The organism is Roseovarius atlanticus (assembly GCF_001441615.1).
Taxonomy (GTDB): Bacteria; Pseudomonadota; Alphaproteobacteria; order Rhodobacterales; family Rhodobacteraceae; genus Roseovarius; species Roseovarius atlanticus.
Map to the genome: position 1 here is coordinate 38,435 of NZ_LAXJ01000005.1, position 12,183 is coordinate 50,617.

Consider the following 12,183-nt stretch of genomic DNA (forward strand, 5'->3'; position numbering starts at 1 on the left):
CAAGTGCGGCATCCGCGACGCAATGACAAGAACAATTCTGTCAGCACACGGTTGTGAGTGCATGTATCGTGACCCTCGCCTATATTAGCAGACATGAAAAGACTCGCTGCATTTTTCCTGGCCGCGCTGCTGGCTACTCCGGCCATCGGCGAAGAGCCGCAGGTATTGGACGTGACCGTCGAAAAGGCGGGCATGGTGTGGAATATTCACGTGACGATACGCCATCCGGACACCGGGTGGGACCATTATGCCGACGGCTGGGAAGTGCTGGATGCGGCGGGCAACCGGCTGGGGTATCGCGAGCTGATGCATCCGCACGTGAACGAGCAGCCGTTTACCCGGTCGCTGAGCGGCGTGGTGATCCCGGATGGCACGCGCGAGATCTTCGTGCGGGCGCATTGCTCGGTCGACGGCTGGGCCGGTGCGCAGAAACGCGTGGCGTTGCAACCCTGACAGAATGAACGCGCCCGAAGGCGCGTGCAGGTTGGTCTCGGGGTCGGCCATGAGGCCGACACCTCGGTGGCCTCTTGGCGGCGTGACGCGGTTATCCAAGCGTGGCGCGTGTGGTCGGTGTGGCAGCCTCCGGCGGGGATATTTTTGGCCAGAGGAAGCAGGGCGTGATTATTGGCGGCCTTCGCGGAGCCAGCCACCGACGATGAGGGTTGCGGCCAAGAGCAGCACCAGCCAGGCCGGCAGAAGTGGTGTCTGGGTGACCGAGCGGGTCTGGTAGGCGTTGCGATCCAGAAGGCCGATCCAGCCGCGCCCCGACATGGCGCGGCCTTCGCGCACGGTGCGCACGCGCGGCGTGCCGTCGGCCAGCGGGTGGATGCCACCGCCGGTTTCGGAGATGTAGGGTTCGAGCGTTTCGGTGTCGGCGATGGTGTTCTCGAATTCCACAGGGGAGGCGGGGCCGAGGCCGATGACCGCTGTATGCTCGCCGTTTTCCAGCCTGTAGAGGCCGATGGTGGGGCCGTCGAACAGCGCCTCGAACCGGCCGGGCGAAACCTCTTCCAGCTCCATCTCGATCTGTTCGTCCTCGGGTGTGGTGATGGTGACCGGGCCGACGGACTCTTCGAGCGAGCGGCGGATGATTCGCATCTGCTGGCCGGTCGCCTCGGCCCAGAGCGCTTCTTCTTCCAGTTCAGGTTCCTTCATCATCCAATGGGCGAGACGGCGCAGGAGTTCCAGCTGCGGACCGCCCCCCTCGAAGCCGCGGTTCCAGAGCCAGGCGTGGTCAGAGGCCAGAAGCGCCACGCGGCCTTCGCCGACGCGGTCGAGAGTGAGCAAGGGACGGTCGCCGACGCCGGTCATGACCGTGTCGCCGGAGGTTTCCTCGACCTCGATCTGGCGCATCCAGCGGCCCCATTCGCCGCCGAATTCCTGTTCCAGCCCGGAGGTCACGGGGTGGCGCTGGCCCAGGTCGGTGATCGAGGGGCTGTAGCGTTCCTCGAGCACGCGGGCGGTCGGGCGGCCGGGCAGGATGGCCTCGAGCGGCGTGCGGTAGAGGCTGTCGGCGGCGGCATAGTCGGGCCCGGCGGCGATCAGGACCGCGCCGCCGCCTTCGACGTAGTTGCGGACGTTGTCGAGATAGAGCGAGGGCAGGATGCCGCGACGCTTGTAGCGGTCGAAGATGATCAGGTCGAAATCGTCGATCTTTTCAAGGAAGAGCTCGCGGGTGGGGAAGGCGATGAGGGACAGCTCGCGCACCGGGACGCCGTCTTGTTTCTCGGGCGGACGCAGGATGGTGAAGTGGACGAGGTCGACCGAGCTGTCGGATTTCAGGAGGTTGCGCCAGGTGCGCCCCCCGGCGTGGGGCTCGCCCGAGACGAGCAGCACGCTGAGCCGGTCGCGGACGCCGTTGATCTGGACGAGCGCGGTGTTGTTGCGGTCGGTCAGTTCGCCCTCGACGGCGGGGGTTGAGAATTGCAGCACGTTGCGGCCGCCATGGGGCAGGCGCAGGGGCAGGTCGATATCCTCGCCCAACGGCACGTTGAACCGCTGTGGGTCTTCGCCGTCGACCGAGACGTCGACCGGTACGGTGGAGGTGCCTTCGGGGGCGGCGCCGTCATCGGTGATGCGCAGGGTCATCTGGATTTCCTCGCCCAGGATGGCGAAGGCGGGGGCGTTTTCGACCACCAGCTTGCGGTCCCAGTCGTCCTCGCGGCCGGTGTGCAGCAGGTGGAGGGGCGCGGGCATGTCGGGGGCGCGGTCGAGGTCGTGCAGGCGGCCGTCGGACATCAGGATCGCGCCGGCGATGCGGGCGCGGGGTTCTTCGGCCAGCGCCTCGGACAGGGCGGTCATGAGCTGGGTGCCGGTGTTGTCGGCACCGTCGGGGACGGTGATGCGGCGCAGCTCGGTGTTGTCGCGCGCGGCAATGCGGGCGGCGAGGTCGTCCGCCGTCGTGTCGGTTAGCGAGGCGCGGTCGCCCAGGGTCTGGCTGGCGCTTTCATCCTCGATCATCAGGACGATGTCGGAGAGCGGCTCGCGGTCTTCGGCCTGGTAGACAGGGCCGAGGAGCGCCGCCAGCACCACGAGACCGGCCAGCGCGCGGAAGGGCCAGCCGGAGAGGCCGCGCCAGATGGCAAGCGCGGTGCCGGCCATCATCATGGCCGCGAGGGCCGCGATGAGCCACGGGTTCAGGAGCGGTTCGAAGACGATGCTGCCGGTCATTGGCCAAGCCTGTCGAGAAGGGCGGGCACGTGCACCTGGTCGGATTTATAGTTGCCGGTCAAGACGTGCATCACGAGGTTGACGCCGAAGCGGTACGCGAGTTCGCGCTGGCGTTCCCCGGCAAAACCGCGGCCCACGGGGAACAGCGGATTGCCGCGCTCGTCCATGGCCCAGGCCGACGCCCAGTCATTGCCGCCGATGACGACGGGCGTGACGTTGTCGTTGAGATTGCGGAAGGGCATACCCTCGACCTGTTCGGCGTCGGCGGGTGCGGATTCGACCCAGACGGAGCGGCCGGTGTGGCGGCCTGGAAAATCCTGAAGAAGGTAGAAGGTGCGGGTGAGCACGTGGTCCTCGGGGATGGGCTCCAGTGGGGGGATGTCGAGCGGGCGGGCGAGGCGTTGCAGCTTGCGGCCCGCGGGAGACGAAGCGCCGAAGCCCGCGACATTGGCGTCGCGCGTGTCGAAGAGGATCATGCCGCCGGTGCGCAGATAATCGTTGAGCTTGACGTAGGCTTCCTCGGACGGGATCGGCTGATCGGGGGATATCGGCCAGTAGAGGAACGGGTAAACCGAAAGCTCGTCGGTTTCGAGGTTCACGCCGACGGGGTCTGCCGGTTCGACGGAGGTGCGGAAGAAGAGGGTTTCGCCAAGGCCGCGCAGGCCAGCATGGGCGGCGTTGTCGAGGCTGCGGTCGCCGGTGATGACATGGCCCAGCACGACCTCGGACGCGGCCATCAGGGCCTTTTCGTCGGCCTCGGTCATGGTGCTGTCTTGCGCGTCGGCCATGTGGGGCGTGAGCAGGAGCGCCAGAACAAGGGCGGACATCGTGGCGCGGGCGGGCAAAAGGCGGCCTGAAAGGCCCAGCGAGGCGAGGATGTCGGCCATCAGGATCAGAAGCGCCCCGGCGAGGAACCAGCCGCCCAGCGCGGCCTCGGGCGGGCGGTCGAGGCCGAGGACGGGCAGGTTGGCGGGCCAGCTGACCGGGGTGAGCGTGGTGCCCGAGGGAAGCACGTTGAGCGCGAGGCGCCGGTCGGGGCCGTCATAAAGCCCCGGGCGGAAATCGGGGCCGGGGACATCCTCGACAAAGCGGGTGCCGTCGACGCCGGGCAGGGTGCTGGCATCTTCCAGAACGCCGGAGCCCGACAGGACCTGCACGGGCTGCCAGGTGGTGCCTTCAAGCTCGGCCAGGTCGGGCAGGGCGAGGCTGGAGGATATGGCCAGCCGTTCGAGCATCTGCACGAAGAGGCCCGAGAGCGGCAGGGTGGACCATTCGGCGTTGGCGGTCACGTGGAAGAGGACGACCTGGCCCTGTCCGATGCGTTTGCGGGTCACAAGCGGCGTGCCGTCGCTGAGTTGGGCGATCACGCGGTCCGCGAGCGTGGGGTCGGGCTGGGCCATGACCTGGGCCGTCACCGTCACGTCGGAGGGCACGTCGAGGCCGAAGAAGGGGCTCGATTCGGGGAAGGGGGCCAGCTCCTTGGGTTCGCCCCAGCTCATGGCGCCGCCGACGGAGCGGCCCCCGGCGCGCAAGCGGACCGGCATGAGCGGGTCTTCGTCGCTGCGCGAGACGTCCGAGGCGGCGAGGCGCGGCCCGGCGAAGCGCAGTAGCATGCCGCCACGGTCGGTCCAGTCCATGAGGTCGGCCTGTTCGGCGCCCGAGAGCGTGGCGACATCGGCCAGCACGACGACATCGGGATTGGCGGGCAGGACGTCGCTGAGGCTGCCGTCGAGCAGGTCGGCGGTGGGTTCGAGCGCCTGTTCGAGGTAGTGGAGCGGCGACAGAAGTTCGAGGCCTTCGCGATCCTCGCGGCCGGCGATGAGCGCCACCTCGCGGCGCTTGAGGCTGTCATCGGTCAGGGTGACGGCGCCGGCATGGGACTGGCCGGCGATTTCGAACCGGGTGAGTCGGGCGCGGAGTTCGGCGGGCAGGGACAGGAGCGTGGTGGCTTCCTTGGCGCCGGCCTCGAACGTCATCTCCTGCGTGGCGAGAAGGCGCTGGGCGCCGGAGGGGTCGCGGCCATGAGCCTCGACCGTGATGTCGCGGGCGGGGCCGGGATTGGCGCGGGTGGCGGTGAGGCGGAGGGCGTCGTCCTCGACCACCGCGGGGGTCAGGGCGTAGATCGGCACGGCGCTTTCGTGCACGGTGACGGGGCCGCGATCCTGCAAGGCGTCAAGCAGGGTCTGACGGCCCTCGCGGGCAAGGCCGTCGGAAAACCAGCGGGTTTCGAAGTCTTCTTCGCCGAGCAGGGTGGCGGCTTGTTCATAGTCCTCGGGCTGCGGCGACCACGCGGCGGGGGCGAGGCCGGTGAGGCGCGTGCGCCACGTTTCGGCGGACTGGAAGACCGGCGCCTCGGGGTCGGAGAGTTGCAGGATGCCGACGGGGCGGGCGTTACGCCCGGCCTCGGCCAGCAGGGACTCGAGCAGGTCCTCCTGCGCGGGCCAGTCGCGGGCGCTGGCCCAGCTGGAATCGAGCACGATCAGCATGGGGCCGGTGCGGTTGGCCTGGGCCTGGTCCTGCGGGTTGAGGATGGGGCCGGCGAGGCCGATGATGACGGCGGCGACGGCCAGCATCCGCAACAGCAGCAGCCACCAGGGCGTGCGGTCCGACACGCTGTCGTCGTCGCGCAACCCCAGAAGAAGCGCCACGCCGGGAAAGCGACGGCGGATGGGCGCAGGCGGCACGGCGCGCAGGATCAGCCACAGGATGGGGAGTGCTGCCAGCGCCACCAGAAGCCAGGGCGCGGCGAAACCGATGGGGCCGATGGTCATCGCCCGTGCCCCCCGTCGAACGCGTTATAGAGCCAAAGAAGCGCGGATTGCGCGGAATCCGATGTGTGGTGCGTGCCGTAGAGCCAGCCGGTGGTGGCGCAGAGGCGGCGCAGGTCATCCTTGCGAGCGGCGAGGCGCTCCAGATAGCGGTCGCGCAGTTCGGACGCCTTGAGCGTTTCATGCACCATCGTGCCGCCCACCGATTCAAAGATCGTGCGGCCGCGGTAGGGAAAGCTTTCCTCGGCCGGGTCGAGGATCTGGTAAAGCACGCCGCGCACGCCGCGGTCGGCGGCGGCGGTCAGCGCGTGGCGCACCGGGTCGAGATCGCCAAGGAAGTCCGACAGGAACAGGGCGCGCCCGTGCGAGAGCATCCCGGTGGTTTGGGGCGCGCCGTAATCGTCGGGGCCGTCCTGGCCAAGGGCCATGGCGAGGCGCTCGATCTGGGCGTCGCCGCGGCGGGGCGGCAGGTCGGCGCCCGAGAGGCCGATGCGTTCGCCCGCGCGATTGAGCAGGATGGCGATGGCCAGCGACAGAAGGCGGGCGCGGTCGGCCTTTTGCGGCAGGCTGTCATCGGAAGCAAAGCGCATGGAGGCCGCGCCGTCGACCCAGAGGGTGACGCTTTGGGCGATCTGCCATTCGCGCTGGCGCAGGAATTGCGTGTCCGAGCGGGCGGAGCGGCGCCAGTCGATATGGCGCAGCTCGTCCCCGGCCTGCACCGGGCGGTATTGCCAGAAATCGTCGCCCATGCCCGCGCGGCGGCGGCCATGCTCGCCCAGCAGGACGGTGCCCGCCAGATGCTCTGCCCGCGCGAGAAGCGCGGGAAAGCGGGCGGCCTCGGCCTCGGACCGGGCGCGGAGAGGCGCGATCTGGGTCAAGCGGCGGCCTCGGTCCTCGTCACTTGGGCGACGGTGGCGGCGATGAGGTCGTCGAGGTTTTCACCCCGGGCGCGCGCGGCAAAGTTGAGCGCCATGCGGTGGGTCAGGACAGGCTGGGCCATGGCCGCGATATCGTCGGAGTCAGGGGCAAGCCGGCCCTGAATCATCGCGCGGGCCCGGACGGTCAGCATCAGCGCCTGCGCGGCACGCGGGCCGGGGCCCCAGGCGACGTTTTCGCGCACCGTCTCCGACGAGGTGGCGTCGTCGGGGCGGAAGGCGCGGACAAGATCGATGATCTGTTCCATCACGGCCTCGCCCACGGGCATCCGGCGCAGGAGGGTCTGCGCGGCAATCAGCTCCTCGGCGGTAAAGACCTGGTGCGCCACATCCTCGGTCGCGCCGGTGGTGGCCAGCAGGATCGCGCGCTCGGTGTCGCGGTCGGGATGGGGCACGTCGATCTGCACGAGGAAGCGGTCAAGCTGGGCCTCGGGCAGAGGGTAGGTGCCCTCTTGCTCGATGGGGTTCTGCGTTGCCAGCACGTGGAAGGGCGGCGTCAGCGGGCGGTCCTCGCCGGCGACCGAGACCTGCCGTTCCTGCATCGCCTGAAGCAGCGCCGACTGGGTGCGGGGGCTGGCGCGGTTGATTTCGTCGGCCATCAGAAGCTGGCAGAAGATCGGGCCGGGAATGAATTTGAACGCGCGGGTTCCGTCGGCGCCGGTTTCCAGCACCTCGGAGCCCAGGATGTCGGCCGGCATCAGGTCTGGCGTGAACTGCACGCGGTTCGAATCGAGGCCCATGACGACACTGAGGGTTTCGACCAGCCGGGTCTTGCCGAGGCCGGGCAGGCCCACCAGCAACCCGTGCCCGCCGCACAGCAGCGCCGAGAGCGACAGGTCGACGACCCGTTCCTGCCCGATGAAGCGGCGGGTGATCGAGGCGCGGGCCTGGGCCAGCTTGTCTTCGAGGGCTTCGATCCCGGCCAGCAGGTCGGCGTCGTCGGTCATGGCAAAACTCCGGTATGGGCTATATCGCTTGGGTAGAGTGTATCGCGCGCAAGCAAAATGGCAAAAGCAATGAGCAATAAATCGGTCACAACCCCGTCAGCGGAAAGCCTTGCCGAAACGGCACGCAAGGAAAGCGGCAAGGGCCTGCCGCCTGTGCATTTGTGGAACCCGGAGTTTACCGGCGAGATCGACATGCGGATCGCGCGGGACGGGACGTGGTACCACGAAGGCACGGTGATCGAGCGGCAGGGGCTGGTGCGGCTGTTTTCGACCATCCTGAAGAAGGAAGGCGACCGCCATTACCTTGTCACGCCGGTGGAAAAGGTGGGAATCGTCGTGGAGGACGCGCCGTTCGTGGCGGTGGATTTTGAGGCGGAAGGCGAGGGCGCCGCGCAGATGCTGGTGTTCGTGACCAACGTGGGCGATCACGTGCTTGCGGGTGCAGATCATGCGATCCGGGTGGAAAGTGACCCCGAGACGGGCGAGCCGTCGCCCTATCTGCACGTGCGGGCGGGACTGGAGGCCCTGATTGACCGCAAGTCGTTCTATCGGCTGGTGGACCTGGGCGAGCACGAGGATGGATGGTTCGGCGTCCGGTCGGACGGGGCGTTTTTCCCGATGATCCCGTCCGAGGAACTGCCGGCCGGATAAAGGCCGACGGCTGTGTCAGCGCCGAAACGGGGTCGGACGCCGGTTGGAGGCGGCGCTGTCGACCACGTCGTTGATCCTGTTTTCACGTGTCGATGCTGACTTGGCGGTCTTGATCCATTCGAGCGTGCCGCGCCGGATGCTGCGCGGCCAGTCATCCCACACCGCCACGAGATCGCCCAGCGCGCGGATCAGGTCTTCGGGGCAATCGAGACGGTCGACATCATCGAGGAAGGTCCACATCCCGCTCGCTTTTGCGGCGGTGACGAGCGCCTCTCCGGCGGGTTGAAGGCGACCGGCGGCGCGCAGGGCGCGGACCTTGGCCTTGTTCACGGCGGACCAGGCAGAGCGGGGATTGCGCGGTGCGATCAGGAGGCTGGTGCGGTCGTCGTCGACCTTGCGCGGCTGGCTGTCGATCCAGCCCCAGCAGAGCAATTCCGAGACGATCTCGTCATAGGCGATGTAGTGCGGGGTGTGTTTGCGATACGTTACAAGCCAGACCGAGGGCGAGCGATCATGATTGGCGGCAAGCCATGTGTGCAGGTCGTCCTGTGACCTGACCTCGACCCTGTTTGCGGTGTCTGCTGCGCGTTTGGCCATGATGCAGTCAGATACGCGGCATCGACCGAAACGGATGATTGAGGACACAAAAAAACCCGATGCGGGGGCATCAGGCGGATCGGCTGTCGCGGCGAGTCGGAAAGTAACCCGGGTCGAAGCGGGCACCCGAAGGTGCCGTGCCCCGACCCGGGAAGACGTCGAAGATTAGTACTTCGTCGTGACGGGCTCAGGCTCAACCGGAACCACGACTTCTTCTTGTTGTTGCTGTGCACAGGCGGCCAGGCCGACGGTTGCGATGAGAGCAGCAATCATTGCAGTTTTGTTTTTCATGTGAACAAATTCCTTCCATGTCACGCGCCCGATACTGTGTTTGAACGCGATTTGTTGTCAACACAAGAGCTTGCGTAAAAACGCGAATCTCCGGCTGCTATGGCTTCTAGGACAGCATTTTTGCCACGTAAATGCCTTTTTGAGCGGGATTCCGCGATTTTTAAGGGGTTTGGCGCTGTTGCAACTGTGCTACTTTTGCAATTCGCCTTGGAAAAACCGCTTTCCCGGCCCGCAGAACGGCCTATCGCGCGGGCGCTCGATTCCGCGACGGCTCGCCTGGTTCCAAGGCATTTCGGCGGTTCTAGTGCGCTTGGGCCCAGTTCGCGCCACGCCCCGCGTCGACCACGAGCGGCACGTCGAGATGCAGGGCCGGGCGGGCGGCCTCTTCCATCACCTTGCGGGCGGTTTCGATGACCTTGTCCTCGGCCCCGTCCGAGACCTCGAACAGCAGTTCGTCGTGCACTTGCAGCAGCATCTTGCAGGGCAGGTCGGCGATGGCGTCGGGCATCCGAATCATGGCGCGGCGGATGATGTCGGCGGCGGTACCCTGGATCGGCGCGTTGATCGCGGCGCGGCGGGCAAAGCCGGCGCGCGGGCCCTTGGCGCTAATCTCGGGCGTGTGGATCTTGCGGCCGAAAAGGGTCTGGACGAAGCCGTGGTCCTTGGCGAAGGCGACGGTGTCGTCCATGTAGGTGCGGATGCCCGGGAAGCGTTCGAAGTAGCGGTCGATGAAGGCTTGCGCGTCGGCGCGGGGAATGCGCAGGTTCCGCGCCAGGCCGAAGCCCGAGATGCCGTAGATCACGCCGAAGTTGATCGCCTTGGCGCGGCGGCGGATCTCGGGTGTCATGTCGTCCATCGAGACGTCGAACATCTCACTTGCGGTCATGGCGTGAATGTCCTGTCCGTCGCGGAAGGCGTCCTTGAGGGCCGGGATATCGGCGATATGGGCGAGGATTCGCAGCTCGATCTGGCTGTAGTCCAGCGCGACGAGGGTGTTGCCGTCCTCGGCCACGAAGGCCTCGCGGATGCGGCGGCCTTCCTCGGTGCGGATGGGGATGTTCTGCAGGTTGGGATCGGTCGAGGCGAGGCGGCCCGTGCTGGCGCCGGTCTGGACATACGAGGTGTGGACGCGGCCCGTGTCGGGGTCGATGTGGTCCTGCAGGGCGTCGGTATAGGTGGACTTGAGCTTGGAGACCTGCCGCCAGTCCATCACCCGGGCGGGCAGGTCGTGTTCGGTGGCGAGATCCTCGAGCACGTCGGCAGGGGTGGAATACTTGCCATTCTTGCCGCGTTTGCCGCCCGGCAGGCTCATCTTGTCGAAGAGAATATCGCCCAGCTGCGCCGGGGAGCCGACGTTGAACTTCTCGCCCGCAAGCTCGTGAATCTCGGCCTCGAGCCCGGCCATTTTCTGAGCGAAAGCGGCGGACATGCGGCTGAGTGTATCCTTGTCGACCTTGATCCCGTGCCGCTCCATCTGCGCCAGCACGGGCACCAGCGGGCGTTCGAGGGTCTCATACACGGTGGTGACCTTCGCGCGGTGCAGTTGCGGCTTGAACGTGTGCCAGAGGCGCAGGGTGATGTCGGCATCCTCGGCGGCGTATTTCACGGCCTCGTCGATGGGCACGCGGTCGAAGGTGATGGCGGATTTGCCGGTGCCCAAGAGATCCTTGATCGGGATCGGCGTGTGCGACAGGTAGCGTTCGGCGAGCGTGTCCATGCCGTGGCCGTGCATCCCGGAATAGAGCGCGTAGGACATCAGCATGGTGTCGTCGATGGGCGCCATGGCGATGTCGTAATTGGCCAAGATCTTGGTGTCGTATTTCATGTTCTGCCCGATCTTGAGAATCGCGGGGTCCTCGAGCACGGGTTTCAGGACGTCGAGCGCATCCTGCATCGGGATCTGGCCGTCGAGCAGCGCGTCGGAGCCGAAGAGGTCGTCGGCATTGCCGTCCTTGTGGCCCAGAGGGATATAGCACGCCTCGCCCGGGTCGATCGACAGGCAGATGCCGACCAGATCGGCCTGCATTTCGTTGAGCGAGGTGGTCTCGGTATCGACGGCGACGTAGCCGCGGGCGGTGATGCGGTCGATCCAGCCTTGCAACGCTTTCATGTCCGAGACGCGTTCGTATTTCGAGGGGTCGATGGCGGGCCAGTCGGGCGCGCTGTCTTCGCCAGGGTCCGGTGCGGTGGGTTCGGGGATGGCGGGCGCCTCGACATCCAGCGCGTCGGCGATGCGCTTGGTCAGGGTGCGGAATTCCATCTCGGTCAGGAAGGCCAGCAAGGTGTCGGGATCGGGGTCGCGCACCTCTAGGTCGTCGAGGGTGAAATCGAGGGGGGTTTCGCAGTCGAGTTGGACGAGTTTCTTGCTGAGTTCGATCTGCTCGCGTTTCTCGATCAGGGTCTCGCGGCGCTTGGGCTGCTTGATTTCCTCGGCGCGGTCGAGGAGTTCTTCGAGGCTGCCGTATTCGTTGATCAGGAGCGCGGCGGTCTTGATGCCGATGCCGGGCGCGCCGGGGACATTGTCGACGCTGTCGCCGGCCAGGGCCTGCACGTCGACCACACGCTCGGGGCCAACGCCGAATTTCTCTTCGACGCCTTCGCGGTCGATGCGGCGGTTCTTCATCGCATCCAGCATTTCGACGCCGTTGCCTACCAGCTGCATCAGGTCCTTGTCAGAGCTGATGATGGTCACGCGCCCCCCGGCGTTGCGGGCCTGGACGGCGAGGGTGGCGATGATGTCGTCGGCCTCGTAGCCTTCCATCTCCTTGCAGGCGATGTTGAAGGCCTCGGTCGCGCGGCGGGTGAGGGGGATCTGCGGGCGCAGGTCCTCGGGCATTTCCTCGCGGTTGGCCTTGTACTCGGGGTACATGTCGTTGCGAAACGTGTGGCTGCCCTTGTCGAAGATGACGGCGACATGGGTGGGAGCGTCGGCGCCGGTGCTGTCCTCGACATATTTTTGCAGCATGTTGCAAAAGCCCGACACGGCGCCGATGGGCAGGCCGTCGGATTTGCGGGTAAGTGGGGGCAGCGCGTGGTAGGCGCGGAAGATGAAGGCCGAGCCGTCGATCAGGTGCAGGTGATGTCCCTTGCCGAATGCCATTTGCCGCGCCTTTCGTTGATGTCGGGTTACGTATCTCATGCCCGTGAAGGCAGTTCCAGCCTGACTTTTCGTGGCGGGATGTGCGCGCTGCAGAATGGGTGAGGCACGGTAATAGCTCTTGTGCCTTACCAGTCTGGCGTACGTCGAAAGGCAACGGCGCGGCGGGTGTTTGCAAGGCGCGGCTTGGTTTGTGACGTAAGGGAACTTTTTGAGTTATCTTGAGT

Annotated in this window: 9 protein-coding genes; 2 read left to right on the forward strand and 7 right to left on the reverse strand. The window is 66.6% G+C overall.

Annotated features, from left to right (window positions below; genetic code table 11):
• The first annotated feature begins 93 nt into the window (after positions 1 to 93).
• On the forward strand, positions 94 to 453 hold the full coding sequence (locus XM53_RS06335; protein ID WP_057791454.1) for a hypothetical protein: 360 nt from the start codon (positions 94 to 96) through the stop codon (positions 451 to 453).
• 168 nt (positions 454 to 621) lie between these two features.
• On the opposite strand, the gene XM53_RS06340 is transcribed toward XM53_RS06335, so the two are convergent.
• The 4 genes from XM53_RS06340 to XM53_RS06355 are packed head-to-tail and all read right to left on the reverse strand — an operon-like array spanning position 622 to position 7,320.
• Positions 622 to 2,670, reverse strand: a complete 2,049-nt coding sequence (locus tag XM53_RS06340) for a hypothetical protein (RefSeq protein ID WP_057791456.1) — start codon at positions 2,668 to 2,670, stop codon at positions 622 to 624.
• Positions 2,667 to 5,441, reverse strand: a complete 2,775-nt coding sequence (locus XM53_RS06345) for a DUF4159 domain-containing protein (RefSeq protein ID WP_057791457.1) — start codon at positions 5,439 to 5,441, stop codon at positions 2,667 to 2,669. Before XM53_RS06345 ends, XM53_RS06340 begins: the two co-directional genes overlap by 4 nt.
• Positions 5,438 to 6,316, reverse strand: a complete 879-nt coding sequence (locus XM53_RS06350; RefSeq protein WP_057791459.1) for a DUF58 domain-containing protein — start codon at positions 6,314 to 6,316, stop codon at positions 5,438 to 5,440. Before XM53_RS06350 ends, XM53_RS06345 begins: the two co-directional genes overlap by 4 nt.
• Entirely contained in the window at positions 6,313 to 7,320 is a 1,008-nt protein-coding gene (locus XM53_RS06355) for an AAA family ATPase (protein ID WP_057791462.1), read from the reverse strand. The genes XM53_RS06350 and XM53_RS06355 overlap by 4 nt, the downstream gene beginning before the upstream one ends.
• 69 nt (positions 7,321 to 7,389) lie before the next feature.
• On the opposite strand from XM53_RS06355, the gene XM53_RS06360 reads away from it, so the two are divergent.
• Positions 7,390 to 7,971 carry a DUF1285 domain-containing protein gene (locus tag XM53_RS06360; RefSeq protein ID WP_057791464.1) on the forward strand — a complete coding sequence of 194 codons (582 nt, stop codon included), beginning with the start codon at positions 7,390 to 7,392 and terminating at the stop codon, positions 7,969 to 7,971.
• A gap of 15 nt (positions 7,972 to 7,986) precedes the next feature.
• On the opposite strand, the gene XM53_RS06365 is transcribed toward XM53_RS06360, so the two are convergent.
• From XM53_RS06365 to polA, 3 genes are all read right to left on the reverse strand, one after another.
• The gene (locus XM53_RS06365; protein ID WP_057791466.1) at positions 7,987 to 8,568 is read right to left on the reverse strand and encodes a YdeI/OmpD-associated family protein; all 582 of its coding nucleotides are present in this window, start codon (positions 8,566 to 8,568) and stop codon (positions 7,987 to 7,989) included.
• A gap of 165 nt (positions 8,569 to 8,733) precedes the next feature.
• Positions 8,734 to 8,859, reverse strand: a complete 126-nt coding sequence (locus tag XM53_RS23890; protein ID WP_268873914.1) for a hypothetical protein — start codon at positions 8,857 to 8,859, stop codon at positions 8,734 to 8,736.
• A gap of 301 nt (positions 8,860 to 9,160) precedes the next feature.
• The gene (gene polA, locus XM53_RS06370; protein WP_057791468.1) at positions 9,161 to 11,959 is read right to left on the reverse strand and encodes a DNA polymerase I; all 2,799 of its coding nucleotides are present in this window, start codon (positions 11,957 to 11,959) and stop codon (positions 9,161 to 9,163) included.
• Between the last annotated feature and the right edge of the window lie 224 nt (positions 11,960 to 12,183).

Coding starts and splice junctions, on each gene's coding strand:
- XM53_RS06355 (WP_057791462.1), bottom strand. CDS start 7,320: ATGACCGACGACGCCGACCTGCTGGCCGGGATCGAAGCCCTCGAAGAC.
- polA (WP_057791468.1), bottom strand. CDS start 11,959: ATGGCATTCGGCAAGGGACATCACCTGCACCTGATCGACGGCTCGGCC.
- XM53_RS06360 (WP_057791464.1), top strand. CDS start 7,390: ATGAGCAATAAATCGGTCACAACCCCGTCAGCGGAAAGCCTTGCCGAA.
- XM53_RS06345 (WP_057791457.1), bottom strand. CDS start 5,441: ATGACCATCGGCCCCATCGGTTTCGCCGCGCCCTGGCTTCTGGTGGCG.
- XM53_RS23890 (WP_268873914.1), bottom strand. CDS start 8,859: ATGAAAAACAAAACTGCAATGATTGCTGCTCTCATCGCAACCGTCGGC.
- XM53_RS06335 (WP_057791454.1), top strand. CDS start 94: ATGAAAAGACTCGCTGCATTTTTCCTGGCCGCGCTGCTGGCTACTCCG.
- XM53_RS06340 (WP_057791456.1), bottom strand. CDS start 2,670: ATGACCGGCAGCATCGTCTTCGAACCGCTCCTGAACCCGTGGCTCATC.
- XM53_RS06365 (WP_057791466.1), bottom strand. CDS start 8,568: ATGGCCAAACGCGCAGCAGACACCGCAAACAGGGTCGAGGTCAGGTCA.